The sequence below is a fragment of the Kribbella sp. NPDC000426 genome, from assembly GCF_040300265.1.
Lineage (GTDB): Bacteria > Actinomycetota > Actinomycetes > Propionibacteriales > Kribbellaceae > Kribbella.
Window position 1 is genome coordinate 320,681 of sequence record NZ_JBEPDK010000010.1, and the last position, 18,299, is coordinate 338,979.

Annotated in this window: 19 protein-coding genes; 10 read left to right on the forward strand and 9 right to left on the reverse strand. The window is 68.2% G+C overall.

The features are described from left to right. Position 1 precedes the first annotated feature (1 nt). From ABT313_RS40750 to ABT313_RS40770, 5 genes are read right to left on the reverse strand one after another with little or no spacing between them, the layout of a single operon-like run. Positions 2 to 811 carry a carbohydrate ABC transporter permease gene (locus ABT313_RS40750; protein WP_350865765.1) on the reverse strand — a complete coding sequence of 270 codons (810 nt, stop codon included), beginning with the start codon at positions 809 to 811 and terminating at the stop codon, positions 2 to 4. After that, complete coding sequence (locus ABT313_RS40755; protein WP_350865767.1) at positions 798 to 1,724, reverse strand: carbohydrate ABC transporter permease; 927 nt, start codon at positions 1,722 to 1,724, stop codon at positions 798 to 800. Before ABT313_RS40755 ends, ABT313_RS40750 begins: the two co-directional genes overlap by 14 nt. Next, a complete protein-coding gene (locus ABT313_RS40760) occupies positions 1,721 to 3,004 on the reverse strand; it encodes an ABC transporter substrate-binding protein (protein ID WP_350865769.1) in 1,284 nt (427 codons plus the stop codon). The genes ABT313_RS40755 and ABT313_RS40760 overlap by 4 nt, the downstream gene beginning before the upstream one ends. A 16-nt stretch (positions 3,005 to 3,020) precedes the next feature. After that, positions 3,021 to 3,728, reverse strand: a complete 708-nt coding sequence (locus ABT313_RS40765) for a FadR/GntR family transcriptional regulator (protein WP_350865771.1) — start codon at positions 3,726 to 3,728, stop codon at positions 3,021 to 3,023. Continuing rightward, positions 3,725 to 4,831: a DUF5005 domain-containing protein gene (locus ABT313_RS40770; protein WP_350865773.1), complete on the reverse strand. Its 1,107-nt coding sequence runs from the start codon at positions 4,829 to 4,831 to the stop codon at positions 3,725 to 3,727. The genes ABT313_RS40765 and ABT313_RS40770 overlap by 4 nt, the downstream gene beginning before the upstream one ends. Before the next feature lie 103 nt (positions 4,832 to 4,934). Between ABT313_RS40770 and ABT313_RS40775 the strand changes: the two genes are divergently transcribed. Further along, on the forward strand, positions 4,935 to 5,321 hold the full coding sequence (locus ABT313_RS40775) for a phage holin family protein (RefSeq protein ID WP_350865775.1): 387 nt from the start codon (positions 4,935 to 4,937) through the stop codon (positions 5,319 to 5,321). A 156-nt stretch (positions 5,322 to 5,477) separates the two neighbouring features. Then, positions 5,478 to 5,903 carry a low molecular weight protein-tyrosine-phosphatase gene (locus tag ABT313_RS40780; RefSeq protein ID WP_350865776.1) on the forward strand — a complete coding sequence of 142 codons (426 nt, stop codon included), beginning with the start codon at positions 5,478 to 5,480 and terminating at the stop codon, positions 5,901 to 5,903. On the opposite strand, the gene ABT313_RS40785 is transcribed toward ABT313_RS40780, so the two are convergent. Continuing rightward, positions 5,900 to 7,099, reverse strand: coding sequence for a pyrophosphate--fructose-6-phosphate 1-phosphotransferase (locus tag ABT313_RS40785; protein ID WP_350865777.1), 1,200 nt, complete (start codon positions 7,097 to 7,099; stop codon positions 5,900 to 5,902). The two genes, ABT313_RS40780 and ABT313_RS40785, sit on opposite strands and share 4 nt — an antisense overlap. Before the next feature lie 77 nt (positions 7,100 to 7,176). Beyond that, a complete protein-coding gene (locus ABT313_RS40790; protein WP_350865779.1) occupies positions 7,177 to 7,620 on the reverse strand; it encodes an Lrp/AsnC family transcriptional regulator in 444 nt (147 codons plus the stop codon). An 87-nt stretch (positions 7,621 to 7,707) separates the two neighbouring features. Between ABT313_RS40790 and ABT313_RS40795 the strand changes: the two genes are divergently transcribed. Then, positions 7,708 to 8,604 (forward strand): DMT family transporter, encoded by an 897-nt coding sequence (locus ABT313_RS40795; protein ID WP_350865781.1) that lies wholly within the window; start codon positions 7,708 to 7,710, stop codon positions 8,602 to 8,604. After that, complete coding sequence (locus tag ABT313_RS40800) at positions 8,601 to 9,575, forward strand: TIGR03560 family F420-dependent LLM class oxidoreductase (RefSeq protein ID WP_350865783.1); 975 nt, start codon at positions 8,601 to 8,603, stop codon at positions 9,573 to 9,575. Before ABT313_RS40795 ends, ABT313_RS40800 begins: the two co-directional genes overlap by 4 nt. Here the strand turns inward: ABT313_RS40800 and ABT313_RS40805 are convergent. Further along, positions 9,568 to 10,572 carry an acetamidase/formamidase family protein gene (locus tag ABT313_RS40805; protein WP_350865785.1) on the reverse strand — a complete coding sequence of 335 codons (1,005 nt, stop codon included), beginning with the start codon at positions 10,570 to 10,572 and terminating at the stop codon, positions 9,568 to 9,570. The genes ABT313_RS40800 and ABT313_RS40805 overlap by 8 nt on opposite strands. Before the next feature lie 120 nt (positions 10,573 to 10,692). Between ABT313_RS40805 and ABT313_RS40810 the strand changes: the two genes are divergently transcribed. From ABT313_RS40810 to ABT313_RS40830, 5 genes are all read left to right on the forward strand, one after another. After that, positions 10,693 to 11,385 carry a response regulator transcription factor gene (locus ABT313_RS40810; RefSeq protein ID WP_130442918.1) on the forward strand — a complete coding sequence of 231 codons (693 nt, stop codon included), beginning with the start codon at positions 10,693 to 10,695 and terminating at the stop codon, positions 11,383 to 11,385. After that, positions 11,382 to 12,989: a sensor histidine kinase gene (locus ABT313_RS40815; protein ID WP_350865786.1), complete on the forward strand. Its 1,608-nt coding sequence runs from the start codon at positions 11,382 to 11,384 to the stop codon at positions 12,987 to 12,989. The genes ABT313_RS40810 and ABT313_RS40815 overlap by 4 nt, the downstream gene beginning before the upstream one ends. A 101-nt stretch (positions 12,990 to 13,090) precedes the next feature. After that, positions 13,091 to 14,497, forward strand: coding sequence for a S1C family serine protease (locus tag ABT313_RS40820; protein WP_350865787.1), 1,407 nt, complete (start codon positions 13,091 to 13,093; stop codon positions 14,495 to 14,497). Between the two features lie 92 nt (positions 14,498 to 14,589). Then, positions 14,590 to 15,096 carry a DinB family protein gene (locus ABT313_RS40825; RefSeq protein ID WP_350865788.1) on the forward strand — a complete coding sequence of 169 codons (507 nt, stop codon included), beginning with the start codon at positions 14,590 to 14,592 and terminating at the stop codon, positions 15,094 to 15,096. Between the two features lie 5 nt (positions 15,097 to 15,101). Continuing rightward, positions 15,102 to 15,803 (forward strand): pirin family protein, encoded by a 702-nt coding sequence (locus tag ABT313_RS40830; RefSeq protein WP_350865789.1) that lies wholly within the window; start codon positions 15,102 to 15,104, stop codon positions 15,801 to 15,803. On the opposite strand, the gene ABT313_RS40835 is transcribed toward ABT313_RS40830, so the two are convergent. After that, complete coding sequence (locus tag ABT313_RS40835; RefSeq protein ID WP_350865790.1) at positions 15,800 to 16,129, reverse strand: L-rhamnose mutarotase; 330 nt, start codon at positions 16,127 to 16,129, stop codon at positions 15,800 to 15,802. The genes ABT313_RS40830 and ABT313_RS40835 overlap by 4 nt on opposite strands. Positions 16,130 to 16,360: 231 nt before the next feature. Between ABT313_RS40835 and ABT313_RS40840 the strand changes: the two genes are divergently transcribed. Then, the gene (locus ABT313_RS40840; RefSeq protein WP_350865791.1) at positions 16,361 to 18,262 is read left to right on the forward strand and encodes a penicillin-binding transpeptidase domain-containing protein; all 1,902 of its coding nucleotides are present in this window, start codon (positions 16,361 to 16,363) and stop codon (positions 18,260 to 18,262) included. Positions 18,263 to 18,299 lie beyond the last annotated feature (37 nt).

The window sequence follows — 18,299 nt, forward strand, 5'->3', positions numbered from 1 at the left end:
TTCAGAACTGCCCCAGGGCGAGGCCCCGGGAGAAGAAGCGTTGGGCGGCGAGGAACAACACGACTGTCGGCAGCGAGACGAGCAGGCCGCCGGCCAGCACGGTCGGGAGCGACGCCCCGCCGTACGTGCTCTGCAGGCCGGTCAGCGCCGGCATGATCGGCCGCACCGAGTCGGACTGCGAGAGCGTCAGGCCGAGCAGCAGGTCGTTCCACACGAAGGTCGCCTGCAGGATGAAGATCGCGGCCAGCGCGGAGCCCGCCATCGGCAGGTAGATGCTGCGGAAGATCCGGAACAGCCCGCCGCCGTCGACCACCGCGGCCTCGAACACGCTCCGCGCGATCCCGGTGAAGAAGTTGCGCATCACGAACGCCGAGAACGGCACGCTGATCGCGGTGTACACGATGATCATCCCGACCCGCGTGTCGTACAGCCCGGAGTCCGCGTACCCGGAGAACAGCGGCATCAGGATCATCTGCAGCGGGAAGATGGTCCCGCCGAAGATGAACACGAACCACAGAAACCCGCGCTTCAGCTTCAGTACGACGATCGCGTACCCGGCGGCCGCGCCGATCAGCACGGCCAGCACCGGCGCGATCACGCTGTACATCGTGGTCGCGACCAGCGTGTCCCCGAGCGACGCCTTGCTCCACGCGTCGCCGAAGTTCGCGAACAGCGAGAAGCCGGCCGGCTTCCACACGGTCTTGGCGTCGTACCCGTCGACGGACTTGGAGGCGTTGACGATCAGCAGGTAGATCGGCGCGAGCCAGATCAGCCCGAGTACGACGAGGAAGGGAGTCTTAACCCTGCTCACGGGCGTCCCCCAACTGGTAGCGCAGGTACAGGATCGAGGCGGCGAACGTGACCAGGCTGAGGAACAGCGCGATCGCCGCACCCTGGCCGTAGTCGTTCAGCACGAAGGTCTCCTTGTACATGGACAGCGCGAGCGTCTCGGACGACGTACCGGGGCCGCCCTGCGTCATCACCCACACCACGTCGAACGTCTTCAAGCTGCCGACGATCGACAGCCCGATGACCACCGTGGTGATCGGACGGAGCTGCGGCCAGAGGTGGTGGCGGAAGAGACTGAACCCCTCCGCACCGTCCAGCCGCGCAGCCTCCAGCGGCTCACCTGGGATCGACTGCAGACCGACGACGAACAGCAACGCGTTCACGCCGGCCGCCTGCCAGGTCACCGCGACGATCATCATCAGCGTGTTGCCAGGACCTGCCTGCAGCCAGCCGGTGTGTGCTCCCGGCAACCCGAAGAAGCCGAGTGCCTGGCCCAGTGCGCCATCGGGCTGCAGTACAAAGCCCCAGATGACGCCCACGGCCACACCAGAGATCGCATACGGCAGCAGGAACGGCAGCCGTAGCCACGTGCCCCATTTGTGCCCGTAGGTCAGTACTGCGATCAGCAGCCCGAGTACTACGGGCAGAGTCACCATGCCGACGACCCACAGCAGCGTGTTGACGAGCGCCCCGGTCAGATCGGGGTCGCTGAACATCGCCTTGTAGTTCGCCAGCCCGGTCCAGACCGGGGACGCCAGTCCGTCGTACTGCGTGAAGCTGACGTACGTCGTCCACAGGAACGGCAGGTAGAGCAGCAGTGCGACCACACCGGCAGCCGGCAGCCCGAACAGGGGCGCCATGCGGGCCCCGGTCCGGTCCGGGCGCTGGGTGCTCGCCCGGACCTTCACCGGTGGCCGTTCGATCGTGGAAGTCACTTCTGCTTGGCCCAGTACGCGTCCGCCTCGGCCTGGATCTTCTGCAGGCCCGGCATCGGGTCACCCGGCTTGGTCACGAATGCGCCGAACACCTCGAGCGCCTTGTTCGCAACGGGTACGGGCGTTGCCTCGAACCACCGGTTGATCAGCCGGTAGCCGTCACCGCCGACGTCCTTGTTCAGCGCCGCCAGACCCGGGTCCTTGACCTCGGCCTTCGGGTTGAACGACAGGTCGCCGCGGGAGTTCGCCCACGCGGTCTGTGCCTGCGGCGTGACCCACCAGTCGGTCCACTTCTGCACCGTCGACGCGTGGTCGCTGGCCGCGGCCGAGCAGACCGGTCCGGTCTCGAAGATCATCGACGTCTTCGGCAGCGAGGGGTTCACGTTCGGGATCACGAAGAAGTCGTAGTCGGTGCCCGGCTTCATCTTCAGCGTGTTCAGGTTGCCGCTGAACCAGGTGCCGAAGTTGATCATCGCGACATCGCCGTTCTTCAGCTGTGCCTGCGGCTCGGTCTTAGAGCCCGGGTCGCTGAAGTACCCGGCGTCGATCATCTTCTTCCACTCGTTCATCACCTCGACCACGCCCGGGTCGGTGTACTTCGCCTTGCCGGCGGCGAGCGCGTCGTACAGGTCGGGGTCCTTGCCCGCGAGCAGCGTCTCGAACCAGACGAAAGAGAACAGGATGTTGGTCTGGTAGAACGGCTTCACGCCGATCGCCTTGAGCTTGTCGGCGTCCTTGATCAGGTCCGCCCAGCTCTTCGGGCTGGCGGTGATGCCGGCCTTCTTGAAGACGGCCTTGTTGTAGTACATCACCCAGTAGCCGGCGTTCAGCGGCACACAGTACTGCTTGTCGCCGTAGGTGAAGTACTGCTTGAGCTGCTCCGGAATGTTGCCGTCGGCAATCGCCTTGGTCCACTGGTCGGTGGTGTCGGCGACGAGCTTCTGGTCCACCAGATCCTGAAGCTCCTTGCCGGTGTGCCAGGTGAACAGGTCGGCCTTCTCCTTGGTCCGGAACGACGACCGGATGAATGCGGTGTACGTGTTCGAGTCGGAGTACCCGACCGGCTCCATGCCGACGCCGATGTCCTTCTTGCTGGCCGCGCCGACCTGGGTGAAGGCGTCTTTCCAGCCGCCCTTGTCGTTGTAGAACTTCAGTGAATCGACCGGCTTGTCCTCGCCCTTCTTCGGGGCGGCCGCTCCGCCGCCGCCACAGGCGGACAGCGCGAGCGTGCCGGCCATCACCAGGGCAGCCAGCGCCTTCCGGTTGGTCTTGCGTTGCATGGTGTTTCCTTCCAGCTCAGGGATGCTGAAGTCGTTGGTTGATGACGGCCAGTACGCCGTCCAGGTGTTCGCGGGTGAGGAGTTCGGCGAGGTCTGAGTCGCCGGAGCGGACTGCGTCGTAGATCGCGCGGTGCTCGTCCAGGTCGGCCTGCCGGTCACCGTGGATGTGCAGGATCTCCAGCTGCTCCCGTGCGTTCACGACGGTCACCGACTCGACCACCTCGGCCAGGGTCGCGTTGCCGGACGCCTGGGCCAGCGAGCGGTGGAAGTCCATGTTCACCTCGGCCAGCCGGGCATGGTCGCCGGATGCGATCAGCTCGGCCGCAGTGGCTAGGTCCTGCTCCATCTGCTCGAGTGCTGCCGCTCCACGGGTCGCTGCGGCCAGTGCAGCAACAGGTGGCTCGATCAGTGCGCGAGCCTGCAGTAGCTCGACCAGCCGGTCCGCACTGGGTGCCAGCGCCAGGGGGTTTGCCAGTACGAGTCGGCCGACGTTCGGACCGACGTACACACCGGAACCGTGCCGGAGCTCTACCGCACCGGTTGCCTCCAGCCGGCGCAGCGCCTCCCGGACCGTCGGTACGGCGACCTTGAACCGCTCCGCCAGCGACCGCACCGCCTCGAACTGGTCACCGGGCGACAGCTTCCGCTCCGCGATCAGCGACAGCATCGACGTCGCCAGATCGTCCAGCAGGCTGCGGCGTACGACGCCACCCGGGGTGCTCACTTGGCCGCCGCCAGCGTCACGGCCAGGAACCGCGGCCGGTAGATGCTCACATCGCCGTACAGGTCGTCGCTGACGAGGCTGTTGACGTTGTAGCTGAGCAGGAGCTCGTTGCCGCGGCGCAGGTCCGGGTGCTCGTGGGAGTTGTACGTGATGATGTTCCCGCCGGTCTCCGGAGTCTGGTACAGCTCCACCGGCTTGACCCACGGACCGGTCGGCGAGCAGGAGAAGTACCCGACGACCCGCTTGCTGAACGGCTCCTTGGTGTCATGGGTGACCAGCAGGTAGCCGTCCTTGAACTGCGTGACGCTGTGCTCGTTGGCCACGCCCTCGAGCACGCGGGTCGACGCCGCCTCGTCGGACGACCAGCCGGAACCGGTCCAGTACTCCCACGGCTTCGCAGTCAGGTCGTCACCACGCACGCGGGCGACATGCTGGTACTTCGAGGCGCCCAGGTCCTCGACGCCGTAGATGTAGGTGTAGCCGCGATCCCGCAGCAGCCAGCCCGACCACTGCACATTCGCAGCCGACGGCAGCGGGGTGAGCGACTTGAGCTTGAACGTCGTGCTGTCGAAGCGGGCGAGGTAGTTGCTGGCCCAGTGCCAGTCCCACTGACCCGTCCCGGTCTTCACGAAGCGCAGCGCGACCACGTCGAGGTCACGGCCGCCGTGGCTGGTCTGCGCGGCACCGACCCAGTACCAGCCGTCGGACGGCGGCGGGATGAGGGCCGTCGGCTCGGCCGGCGTACCGCCCGTGACCGTCCTCAGGTTCTTGCCCTGCTGGATCACGAACGAGTTGTTGACGAACGGCGCCGACGTCGGGCGGCTGCCGTCCGGGTTCACCGGTCCGAGGAACGTGTCGGAGAAGATCCACGCCGTCCGGCCGCCAGGGAGGGCGACGGAGTACGTGCTGTCTGCACCGGTCCAGCCCTTGCCGGTGTTGCTGTAGGCGTTCAGAAGCCCTTCGGGAGCGGCGTGCGGCTGGGCCTGGGCGGTCCAGTTCGTCCGGACGGCGTTGCAGCTCGAAGGGGCGGCGGAGGCGACAGGGACCGTGAGGCCCACTGCCGTGAGAGACGACGCGACAACCGCTACCAGGGGACGGAACATGAAAATGATCAGATCACTTGGTCATTTTCCGTGTCAAGACCCCGGGATCGATCAGGGTGTGTACCGAGCGTGGTGCTACCGGCCGGGTGGGAGGATCGAGGGCATGAAGAACTTGATCATCAGGCTGCTGGCCAACGCGGTCGCGCTGGCGGTCGCGAGCTGGCTCGTCGCCGGTATCACGCTGCAGGGCGCGACCACCGGCAGGCGCATCCTCACGCTGCTGATCGTCGCCGCGATCTTCGGCGTCGTGAACGCGATCGTGAGGCCCGTGGTGAAGCTGCTGTCCCTCCCACTGCTGATCCTCACACTCGGTCTGCTGACCTTCGTGATCAACGCGCTGATGCTGTGGCTGACGTCCTGGATCACCGGCAAGCTCGACGTCCAGTTCCACGTCGACGGCTTCTGGTCCGCGCTCTGGGGCGCGCTGATCATCACGGTCGTCGGCATGATCATCAACATCGTCCTGCCGGACAAGGCCGAAGTTCATTAGGGCATGGGTGCCGGTCCCACGCCGTAGCGAGCAGGTGCTCGGTGCGGTGCATCGGCGCGCGGGGGCGAAGGTCTCGATGCGGAGCATCGTGGCCTTCGGTCCCGTGCGGCGAGGTGCCGTGCCGAGCGCCGCGCAGTAGGCGTGGGACCGGCACCCATGCCCTCAGTGCACGTCGAGATCGTCTGCACCGGGAACATCTGCCGGTCGCCGATGGCCGAGGTCGTCCTGCGGGCCAAGCTCGCCGACGCCGGGATGGACGACGTCGAGGTGACCAGCTCGGGTACGGGCAGCTGGCACGTCGGCGACCGGATGGACCCGCGCGCCGCGGCAGCGCTACGCCGGCGCGGGTACGACGGCAGCGCGCACCGGGCCCGCCAGTTCGAGCGCGCCGCGGATCTCACGCTCGCGATGGACTCGGGACATGTCGCCGAGCTGCGCCGACGGGGTACGACGGCGCAGTTGTTCGCGGCCGACGACGTACCCGATCCGTACTACGGCGAGGACGACGGCTTCGACGCGGTCCTCGCACAGATCGAGAAGGCGGCCGACCAGTGGGTCGGCCGCCTGAGTTCGAGCTCCTAGCTCTGGCCGATCCCCGATTTCAGGCCGACGAACCAGTCGACGGTCGGGTCGAACTCCTTGCCGCCGGCGATCCGCGGGAACTCGATCGCGCGCAGCTCGTCGCCGCGCTCCTCGTCGTGGCCGACCACACCGCTCTCACCGCGCAGCGCCGCGTCGACGGCGTAGTCGGTGCACTCCTTGATCAGCGCGAGGTCGCGGTCGTTGGACGCGGCCGACCGGCTGAAGTACCCGCTCTTCTGCACCATCGTCTTCTCCGCGCCGATCCGCTCCGCGAACTGCTTCGCGAACCACGCGCCCGGGTTGATCGTGTCCAGCTTCACGTGCCCGAACGGGTCCCGCGGGACGTCCTCGCCGCGGGCCTCCAGCTCGGCCACGATCGACGGCACACCGGCGCCCTCGGACAGGAAGATGTTCACGCAGTCCGCGGAGTCCATCACCTTGCGCAGCCGCTCGGCCTCGGCGTCCAGGTCGATCGTTGCCTCCGGCACGTACACGGCGTGCACCGACCAGCCGGCCTTGTCCAGGCCGATACCCGGGTTCCACTCCTGCTCGTCGACCCACTGCTGGTACGCCTGAGCCGTTGCCGCGGTCAACCATCCGCAGTTCCGCCCCATCACCTCGTGGACGATCAGCATCCGCGGGTTCGAGCTGTGCTCGGCGATGATGTTGCGGGCGAACAGCGCGCCCTGCTCCGCCGCGGTCCACGCGCCCAGGCTCTGCCGGATCGGGATCACGTCGTTGTCGATGGTCTTCGGCAGCCCGACGACGGTCAGGTCGTAGTCGTGCTCGTGCAGGTACGCCGCGAGGTCGGCGGCCGTGGTGTTGGTGTCGTCACCGCCGATCGTGTGCAGTACGTCGACACCGTCCGCGACCAGCCGCTCGGCGGCGACCTGGAGGGCGTTCTGCCCGTCCTGGATCAGGCCGCGCTTGACCAGGTCCGCGGTGTTGGTCAGCTTCACCCGGCTGTTGCCGATCGGGCTGCCGCCGAACTTGTGCAGCAGCGACGCCTTCTCCCGCACCTGCGGCGTCACGTCGAGGAACCGGCCGCTGAGCAGGCCGTGGTACCCGTTCAGGTAGGCGATGATCTCCACGTCGGGCGCCACCTCGGTGTAGCGCTCGATCAGCCCGCCGACGGCGGACGACAGGCAGGGCGCGAGCCCGCCGGCGGTGAGCAGGGCAACTCTGCGGACAGCCATGGTCCAGGGTCCTTCCAAGGGTCACTGAAGTCCGCTACAGACTAGTGATGCAGACCACTCCCGGAAGTGGTTGGGGTTCACCCTGCGGACAGCGGCACGGAGCGTGGCGGGACCGGCGTGGAGACGACGAACGAACTGGTCGTCTGGCCGTGCACCAGGAACTTGTCCAGGACGTCCTCGAGGGCGGCGATCTCCGGAACCTGGACGCGCATCAGGAAACAGTCCTCGCCGGAGATCCGGTGGCACTCGACGACCTCCGGCGTCCGGCCCGCGAGCTCGATGATCCGCGGGATCTGGTTGGGCCCGGGGCGCAGCCGCACCCAGGCCGCGACCGGCCGGCCGAGCGCCGCCGGGTCGATGTCGACGCGGTACCCGCGGATCACTCCGGACTCCTCCAGCCGGGCGACCCGCTCCCGCACCGTCGGCGTCGAGACGCCCAGCCGGCGGGCCAGCTCGGTGGTCCGCAGGCGAGGGTCCGCGATCAGCTCCTCGAGGATTCGAGTATTGAGCTCATCCAGCATCTGGCTTCTCGTTTCGGTAAGCACAACCGCCTCCTAGGCTCCGATCTGCCATGGAACCGCGCAGACTCCATTCTTACTCTAGTGACCGTGACAACCCTCACCGAAGCCCCGGCCCGGACCGGCCTCGCCACCGGCGCCGCTGCCGTGACCGTCGTCCTGTGGGCCTCGTCGTTCGTCGCCATCCGGCACGTCGGCACCGAGATCTCCGCCGGCGCCCTCTCGCTGGCCCGGCTGGGGCTCGGCAGCATCTTCCTCGGCGCGCTGCTCTTCACCCGGGCCCGGCCGACCGCCGTACGCCGCTGGCCCGCTCAGCGGGACTGGCTGCCGCTGATCGCCTGTGGAGTGCTGTGGTTCGGCGTCTACAACATCGCCCTCAACGAGGCCGAGCGCCGCCTCGACGCCGGTACGGCGGCCATGCTCGTCCACATCGCCCCGTTGCTGATCGCCGTACTCGCGGGCCTGGGCCTCCGCGAAGGCTTCCCGCGGCAGCTGGTGATCGGCGGCCTGGTCGCGTTCGCGGGCATCGTCATCATCGGTACGTCGACCTCCAGCGGCCGCACCGAGACCTGGGGAGTCGTCCTCTGTGTCGTCGCTGCGATCTCGTACGCCGTCGGAGTGGTCACGCAGAAGCCGTTGCTGAGCCGACTGCCTGCCGCCGAGGTCACCTGGCTCGCCTGCACGATCGGTGCGGTCGTCTGCCTGCCCTTCGCGCCCACGCTGGTCGATGAGCTCCGCACGGCCGACGCATCCACCATCTGGTGGGTCGTTTACCTCGCCGCCTTCCCGACCGCACTCGGCTTCACCACGTGGGCCTTTGCGCTCCGCCGTACCAGCGCAGGACGCATGGGCGTGACGGTGTACGCCGTACCGGTGGTGGCGATCGTGCTGGGCTGGCTGTTCCTGGGCGAGACCCCTGCAGTGCTTGCGCTGGCCGGCGGGGCGCTGTGCCTGACTGGAGTCGCAATCTCTCGGAGGAGTGCATGAAGTTCGGAGTGTTCGTACCGCAGGGCTGGCGGATGGATCTGGTCGAGCTGGCGGACCCGGTCGAGCAGTGGGAGGCCATGACCGCCGTGGCCAAGGCAGCGGACGCAGGTCCGTGGGACTCGATCTGGCTCTTCGACCACTTCCACACCGTCCCTGAGCCCGTCCGCGAGACCGTCTTCGAGATGTGGACGACGACAGCCGCTCTGGCACGTGACACCTCACGGGTGAACCTGGGGCAGCTGGTCGGCTGCAACGGCTACCGCAACCCGGCTCTGGTCGCCAAGATGGCCGCCACCGTAGATGTGGCGAGTCACGGGCGCATGTACGCGGGACTGGGCGCCGGCTGGTCCGAGCACGAGTGGAAGGCCTACGGCTATCCGTGGACGAGCCAGAAGGAGCGGATGGGTTCGTTCGTCGAGTCGGTCGAGCTGATGCACCGGCTCTGGACCGAGGACGACGTGGTGTTCGACGGGCAGTACCACTCGGTCGACAAGCCGTACGTCGTACCGCGGCGCAAGCCCAAGCTCTGGATCGGTGGCGGTGGTGAACGCGTTACATTGCGACTAGTTGCAAAGTACGGTGACGCCTGCAACTTCGGCACCGGGCGCGTCGATGTGATCAAGCACAAGCTCGCGATCCTCCGCCGGCACTGCGAGGAGGTCGGCCGCGACTACGACGAGATCATCAAGTCGACCAGCCTGAACGTGTTCCCGATCGAGTCCGGTGCTGATCCGGAAACCGCGACCGCCAGGGCCCGGGGTCGGTACAGCCTCGAGGAGTTCCTGGAGATCGGCTCCGGCGGCACGTCCCACGTGCTGGCGGACGTGATCACCACGAAGGAGCTCAGCGAGCACGTCGAACAGCTGGCCGAGGCAGGGGTCGACTACGTGATCTCGTACATCCCCGGCGTCGCGTACGACCACGAGCCGATGCAGCGCTACGCCGAGGACGTCGTACGGCAGTTCAGCTGAACGACTGGATTGCAGCCTCGCGCAGGTGCTGATGGATACCGTCGTACGCGGTGACCGGTGGGAGCAGGCGCTTCGGGACCTTGGTGACCACGCTGTAGTTGGCGTCGACCACGTTGGCCAGCGGGACCTCACTGACCTGGCTGAGCAGCTGGTACGCGTCCAGCTTGTCCAGCCCGTAGAGCGAGCCGAGCCAGTTGACCATGTCGACCTGGCCGGCTCGCCACGCGTCCTCGAGCGGGCGGGCCGAGCCGATGACGGCGAGGTACTCGTCGTTCTCCAGCCGCGGCCAGACCGGTCCGGGTGTCTTGATCAGGTCGACGATCAGTACGACGTTCATCGCACCCTCGACCGCCGTACCGCAGGACTCACCCTCGCCCTGGCGGTAGTGGCCGTCACCGACCGAGAACAGCCCGCCCTCGACGTTGACCCTCAGGTAGCAGGTCGCGCCGGCGCGCATCTCGGGCGAGTCCATGTTGCCGCCGAACATGTCCGGCACCAGCGCTGACCGGACCTCACCGGCGGCCGGCGCCACGCCGACCGTGCCGAGCATCGGCTCCAGCGGCAGGGCGAGCTCGAAGTCACTGCCCTGAGCCTGGAACCCGACAGTCTGGTTCGCGGTGTCCACCTCGTAGATCCAGGTCCGCTCCGGCAGCGGGTCCTGCAGAGTGGCGGTCCGGTCCGTGCTGGTCAGGCCGCCGAAGAACGGGATGGTCGCGGAGGCGCCCCAGCTCCGCGCCGGAGTCAGCTCGACGAGGTGCAACGCCAGGGTGTCCCCCGGCTCGGCGCCCTCGACGTAGAACGGACCGGTCTGCGGATTGACGAAGGGCATGTTCAGCGAGGCGCTGGCCAGGTCCGTCGTACTGCGGAGGCTGCCGGCGAAGGCATCCTCGGTCCACAGCCGGAGGGCAGTGCCGGGCTTGACCCGGCGGACGGGCGGCGCGCCGCCGAAGGTCCAGGCGAGTTCGGCGGGCTCAGGGGTGAATTCCAGAACGTCCACGTCTGGCAACCTAAGGTGTCCTGGAGGTGTTGTGCGAGCGATCAGCGGGTTCTCAGGCGATTCTCAAAGAAGCGACCTACTCTCGGCTGAGCGGAACTTCGAGCGGAGCGGGGCAGGACGATGCGGGTACTGGTGGTGGACGACGACCGGGCGGTCCGGGATTCGCTGCGCCGTTCGCTGGAGTTCAACGACTTCGAGGTGGTGACCGCGTCCGACGGCGCCGAGGCGCTCGCGGTGATCGGCAACGTCGAGCCGGACGTCGTGGTGATGGACGTGATGATGCCGCGGCTGGACGGGCTCGAGACCACCAAGGCCTTGCGGGCTGCGGGCAACAACGTGCCGATCCTGGTGCTGACCGCGCGGGACGCGGTCGCGGACCGGGTGGACGGCCTGGACGCCGGCGGCGACGACTACCTGACCAAGCCGTTCGCGCTCGAGGAGCTGCTGGCGAGGCTGCGCGCGCTGCTGCGCCGCAGCACCACGCCCGGCGAGGGCGGCCAGCGCGGCGAGGTGCTGCAGTACGCCGACCTCGTGGTCGACGTCGACGCACACGAGGTGCACCGGGGCGACGTCGCGATGCAGCTCACCCGGACCGAGTTCTCGCTGCTCGAGCTGCTGATCCGCAACCCGCGCCGCGTGCTCGAGCGCGCCGTCATCCTGGACGCGGTCTGGGGCTACGACTTCCCGACCACGGCGAACTCGCTCGAGGTCTACATCGGGTACCTGCGCCGCAAGACCGAGGTCAACGGCCTGCCCCGCCTGATCCACACCGTCCGCGGCATCGGGTACGTGCTGAGGGACACCCCGCCGTGAGCCAGCAACACCCCGACGACTTCCCGTCGTACGCCGGACGACCGCAGCAGCCGCAGCCGAAGCCGAAACAACCTGCGCAACCCGTTGCCAATGGCAATGGAAATCGGGTTGCGGCGACGGCTGCCCGGACCCAGAACTGGTGGAACGAGACCCTCCACAAGCTCAGCCTGCACGCCCGCGTGACGCTGCTCGCCGCGGTCGCGGTGGGCCTGGCGGTCGCGATCGTCAGCGTCGCGGCGTACATCACCGTGCGCCAGCAGATGTACCAGAACCTCGACAACAGCCTGACCCAGCGGGCCGCCGCGGCCGCGAAGAAGGGCGTGCTGACCGATCTGACGATCCTGCAGGGCGTACCCTCCGACGCTCTCGGTCTGAGTGACATCCGCGTCGGCGTGATCAGCGCGCAAGGGCAGCAGTTCGGGCCGCCGAACAGCCTGCTGCCGCCGATGGGCCAGGACGAGCTCCAGATAGCGCGGGAGCAGGGCAACGAGGCCAGCCTGCGGACCGTCGGCATCCGCAACGGCGGCTCGCACTTCCGCGTGGTCGCCGTCCCCGCGAGCTACTGCCCGCAGGGCCGGACCGAGGCCTGCCGCGCGGAGCCGGAGAACTTCCTCCAGCCCGGTGCGCTGGTTGTCGCCCAATCGCTGGGCCCGATCGACGAGACCCTGCACAACCTCGGCGTCGTGCTGTGGGCGTTCGGGCTGATCGGTGTGATCGGTGCCGCGCTGGCCGGTAACGCCGTCGCCCGGTCCGGTCTGCGCCCGTTGGCACGGCTCACCGGCGCCGCAGAGCATGTTGCGCGGACCGAGGACCTGAAGCCGATCCCGGTGGGCGGTACGGACGAGATCTCCCGGCTGGCGATGGCGTTCAACGCGATGCTCGCCGCGCTCGCACAGTCCCGCGACCGTCAACGCCGGCTCGTCGGTGACGCCGGCCACGAGCTGCGTACGCCGCTCACCAGCGTGCGCACCAACCTCGACCTGCTCGCCCAGGCGGACAAACGCGGCGGACTCCGCCCGGAGGATCGCCAGCAGCTGCTGGACGACGTACGCGCTCAGATGGACGAGCTGACCACGCTGATCGGCGACCTGACCGAGCTGGCCCGCGACACTCCGCAGGTGCGGAACGCGGAGCTGATCGAGTTGTCCAACGTGGTCGAGGACGCGGTGATGAAGGTACGCCGCCGCGCACCCGGACTGGAGTGGGACGTGCAGATCACGCCGTTCCCGGTCTGGGGTGACGAGCGGCTGCTCGGACGCGCCGTGACCAACCTGCTCGACAACGCCGCTAAGTACAGCGTCCCCGAGGGGGCCGAGCAGCGCAGTGACGGGCAGCCGGTCGGGCACATCACGGTCCGCCTGCTGGACGGCGTACTGACAGTCACAGACTCCGGCCCGGGCATTGCCGAGGCGGACCTGCCACATGTCTTCGAGCGCTTCTACCGCTCCAGCGAGGCCCGCAGCCGCCCGGGCTCAGGCCTCGGCCTGGCCATCGTGAAGCACGCAGCCGAACAGCACGGCGGCATGATCTACGCCCGGAACGCTCCCGGCGCAGGCGCGCAGTTCACGCTGTGGCTGCCGCACGCGGCGACCCAGACACGCTGAAAGGTTCCTGACAGGTCCTTCAGAGGATCTTCACGGAGTTCTTCGGTCACTCCGAGCGGATCTTCAGGGCCCTCTCAGGTCCGGCGGACACAGTACTTCTCATGACCGAGAACCAGCCGCCGCAGAACCAGCCCGGCCAGAACCCGCAAGGTCCGCAGGGGCCGGAGCGGACGCAGCAGTTGCCGATGTACGGGCAGCATCAGCAACAGCAGTTCGCGCCGCAGGGTGGCCAGCCGGGACAGCAGAGGCCGGACTCGGGGCCGCAGGGGCAGCGGCCGGGACAGTACCCCTCAGGTGGGAGTGCTTACCCGCAGTTCGGAGCGCCGGGGACGCATCAGGGGGCGTCTCCGGACCCGAACTGGCCTTTCGGACCGCAGCCGGCGACCGTCAAGGCGGAGAAGCCGAAGAAGCGGGCCGGCCTGGCAGTAGTGGCGCTGACCGCGCTGCTCGTCGGTCTGGCCGGCGGTGTCGGCGGTGCCGCCGTGTACTCGGCGACCAACGACCACACCACGAACAGCCCGTCCGTGACCGCACCGCTGAACGGCAACCAGGCCGCACCCGCGGCCGCGCCGGACGGCTCCGTGCAGAGCGCGGCGGCCAAGGTGCTGCCGAGCGTGGTGAAGATCGCGGTCGCGACGTCGCAGGGCGCGGCGACCGGGTCCGGCATCGTGATCAGCAAGGACGGCCTGATCGTCACCAACAACCACGTGGTCGCGGGTGCCGGGCAGGGCGCCACAATCACCGTGATGCTGAACGACGGCCGCACGGTCAACGCCACGGTCAAGGGCACCGACCCGCTCACCGACCTCGCCGTCATCCACGCCGACGCGACCGACCTGACCCCGGCCACGCTGGGGTCGAGCGGCAAGCTCGCGGTCGGGCAGGGCGTGGTGGCGATCGGTTCGCCGTTCGGCCTGGAGGCGACCGTCACCAGCGGGATCGTCTCGGCGCTGAACCGCCCGGTGACATCGGGCGACGAGCAGCAGGACAGCACGACAGTCTTCCCAGCAATCCAGACGGACGCCGCGATCAACCCGGGTAACTCCGGCGGCGCCCTGATCGACCTCGCCGGCCAGGTGGTCGGTATCAACAGCGCGATCAAAACCGCCGGCGGATCGGGACAATCCGAAGGCGGCAACATCGGCCTGGGGTTCGCTATCCCGATCGACCAGGCCAAGCCGATCATCGACGAGCTGGTGGCCAAGGGCAAGGCCACGCATGCGCGGCTCGGTGTGACGGTCGGCGACGCGCAGTCCTCCGACGGGCTCACGAACGGAGCGCGCCTCGGCGAGGTCACGTCCGGCGGTGCGGCGGACAAAGCCGGTCTCCAGTCAGGTGATGTGGTGACCGCTGTTGACGGCAAGGCGATCGCGTCAGGGGACGCGTTGGTCGCCGCAGTCCGTTCGCACCGCCCGGGCGACCAGGTCACGCTGACCGTCACCCGCAACGGCAAGCCGCAAGCGATCAAGGCCACCCTCGGCTCCGACAACGGGAACCCGACCGGCTGACCGACCGTCGTACCAGAACCGGGACTGCGCCGCCCACCGAGCGGCGCAGTCCCTTTGCTGTGGTGGCCCGGTTCGTTGACTACGGTCCCGGCATGAACTTCTACGACAGGCGGCCGCCGTTGACGGCCGACGAACGGGTGCAGCTCGTCGGCTGGCTGGACCTGCAGCGGGTCCTGGTACGGCGGAAGCTGGAGGGGCTCGCCGAAGCCGACGAGCACCGGGCGGTGTTCCCGACGTCGCCGCTGATGACGCCGGCCGGGCTGGTGTCGCATCTGCGCTGGACGGAGCACTGCTGGTTCAACGTGATCTTCCTGGGAGAGCCGGAGACGACCAACCCGCAGTTCCAGAAGGAGCCGCAGAGCGCCGACTGGAGAGTGGACGGCGTACCGCTGGCGCGTCTGCTGGACGAGTTCGAGGCCCAATGGGCGCAGTCGAACGAGATCACCGCTGCCCACGCGCTGGATGACGTCAGCAAGGACGCGGAGTTCCAGCCGTCGTTGCGGTGGATCCTGATCCACATGGTCGAGGAGACCGCCCGGCATCTCGGGCAGCTGGACACCATGCGGGAGTCGCTCGACGGGCAGACGGGGTATTACTAGACCTCATGGAGATCCGTCGGGCGGGCGAGCGGTTCCGTACTGCGAGCGACTGGTTGGACTCCCGGCATTCGTTCTCGTTCGGGGAGCACTACGACCCGGCGAACGTCGGGTTCGGCTTCCTGCTCGCGCACAACGACGAGACGGTTGCCCCGGGCACCGGGTTCGAGACGCATCCGCATCAGGACCTGGAGATCGTGACCTGGGTACTGCGGGGTGCGCTGGCGCACCGTGATTCGCGGGGGAACACCGGAGTGGTGTACCCAGGGCTGGCGCAGCGGATGAGTGCGGGCTCGGGGATCCGGCACTCGGAGTGGAACGATGGCGACGACCCGGTGCACTACGTGCAGATGTGGGTCCGGCCGGGGCAGCTCGACCTGCCCCCGTCGTACGAGCAGACAGAGCTGGACCTCAGCACGGGTGAGCTGATTCCGGTCGCCTCCGGGCTGTCCAAGCACGCTGCGAGCACCGCGATCCACCTGAACCAGCCCGGCGCCGGTATGTCGGTGGCCCGCCTCGCCCCGGCGCAGAGCCTCGAGCTACCGGCGGCGCCGTACCTGCATCTGTTCGTCGCGGCGGGCACGGCAGTGCTTGAGGACGCGGGCGAGCTGGCCACCGCGGACGCCGTACGCCTGGCTCCCTCTGACGGCGAGCGTGTCACCGCCGGTCCGGACGGCGCCGAACTGCTGGTGTGGGAGATGACGGGCTAGTCGGCCTGCTCGCTCATCGTCCAGACGTGGCGCAGGGACTGGCCGGCGACGCCTTCCGGGTTCTCGGCGAAGCCCTCGACGAACTGGCTCATGTGTTGCTGCCAGCGTTGGTCGGTCGGGTCGTTGCGCAGGTACGCGACCGAGGCCTCGAAATCGTCGGCGTCGACCAGGTGGAACAGGTCGCGCCCGCTGCGCCAGATCGACCAGTCGCTGATGCCGGCGGCGTGCATCGCAGTGATCAGCTCCGGCCAGACGCGAGCATGCTCGATCTCGTAGGCCTCTTCGGTACCGGGAATCAGGCGGCTGTGCAGCGCTAGGCGGGTCACAAACGAGCAGAATACGCCGCACCGGCCGCTCCTGGAACGCGGTTCCAGAACCAGCCCCCGCCGATTCACACAACCTCTTGCCCCTGATTCACACCCCCTCTGACGCCAACTCCTGAGCGCCCAGCCGCGTCGTACTTGCGTGCATTGAGTAGTTTCGCCCTCGTGGCAAGCCCGCCACACGCCGAAGACTGTGCCCCGGTGTCCATCCGTCGTCGTGCGAGAGTTGAGAACGTGAAGCGAACCACTGCGATCGTTTGCCTGAGTAGTCTGCTGATCACCGCTGGTTGTTCGGACAGCAAGTCTGGTGGTGGGAAGTCCGGGAGCGACGAGCAGCAGGCCTCCGGTGCGGTGATCAAGCAGTTTGCCGATGCATGGGTGAAGGCGTGGGCGCCGGACGGGAAGCCGGACGCGGCGGGCGCGCTCACCGACAACCCGACCGTGTTCGCGAAGCGGCTGGACGACACCGACACCGCGCTGGTTGCCAGCACCGTGACGGTGACGCCGCAGGGGGATCCGAAGTGCAGTGACGCCAGCAACTGCACGCAGGAGCTCGCAGTCGAGGCCCAGTTGCGCGGTATCGGCGCGATGAAGTGGACCAGTACGGCGACCGCGGTGAAGACCGGCGACGCGTGGAAGATCAAGGCATCCGGCGACACCATCTACCCGGGTCTGGGCGACAACAACTACCTCAAGCGGGTCCGGGCCCTGCCGGCACGGGCCTCGATCCTCGACCGCAACGGTGTCGCGCTGACCGCGAACCGGCCGGTCGTGATCGTCGGCGTCGCATCCGGGGCGGTCGCGACGGCGGCGACGTACGCCGCGTTCACGAAGTACCTCCAGGTCGACGGGACGAAGCTCGCGGCCCGGGCGAAGGCGGCCCCGGCCGGGCAGTTCGTGGACGCGATCACGATCCGCGCCGAGCAGTGGGAGACGCTCCGGCCGACGATGAGCAAGCTGCCCGGCGTACTGACGATGGGCGGCACGCAGTCGCTCCCGCCGACCGCGACGTTCGCCAAGAACCTGATCGGCACGATGAAGACCGCGACCGCGGACACGCTGAAGAACGCCGGCCCGACCGCGTCCGCGCAGGACCAGGTCGGCACGACTGGTTTGCAGTACGCGTTCCAGCAGCAGCTCGCCGGTACGCCGGGCGGCACGGTCACCCTGCGGGACGGGAAGACCAAGCTGACGATCAAGACCGTCTTCAGCCAGAAGGGCACCGCCGGTAAGCCGGTGAAGACCACGCTCGACACGGCGATGCAGAAGTCGGCCGAGGCCGCGCTGGCGACCAGCAAGCTGCCGGCGTCGCTGGTCGCCGTACAGGCATCGACCGGGCAGATCCTCGCCGCCGCGAACGGGCCGACGCCGGCGAGCTACAACAAGGCGTTCCAGGGCCGGTACGCGCCGGGTTCGACGTTCAAGATCGTCACCTCGGCGGCGCTGATCGGCAGCGGTGAGACGGGCGCGACCGCACTGCCGTGCACGAACACGATCAACGTCTTCGGCAAGACCTTCAAGAACTACGACGGCCTGGCGGCCTACGGCGCGGGCACGATGCAGAAGGCGTTCAACGAGTCCTGCAACACCGCGTTCATCTCGCAGCACGCGCGGCTGCCGAAGGACGGGATGACCAAGGCCGCCGCGATGTTCGGCATCGGCCGAGACCTGAACCTGTCGCTGAACGCGTACGGCGGCCAGGTGCCGCTGCCGAAGGACGACGTGGCCGAGGCCGCCTCGATGATCGGCCAGGGCACGGTCACCGCGAGCCCGCTGGCGATCTCGCTGGTCGCCGCGACGGTCGACCACGGTACGGCGATGAAGCCGGTGCTCGTGCCGGGCAAGGACGCCGCCGGCGCGGCCGCCTCTCCGTTGCCCGCGGCAACTGTTGCGGCGCTGCGGACGTTCATGCGGACCACGGTCACCGGCGGTACGGCGAAGGTGCTGGCCGGCAACGGCGCGGTCGCGGCGAAGACCGGTACGGCGGAGCTCGTCTCCGGCGGCAAGGTCATCACCAACGCGTGGATGGCCGGGTACCGCGGCGACGTCGCGTTCGCGGTCATCGTCGAAGGCGGCGAGTCCGGCTCACACACCGCCGGCCCGATCCTCAAGACGTTCCTCTCCAGCTTCAAATGAGGACTTGCTGAGAGTTCGCTGAGAGTAGGGCTTCGGG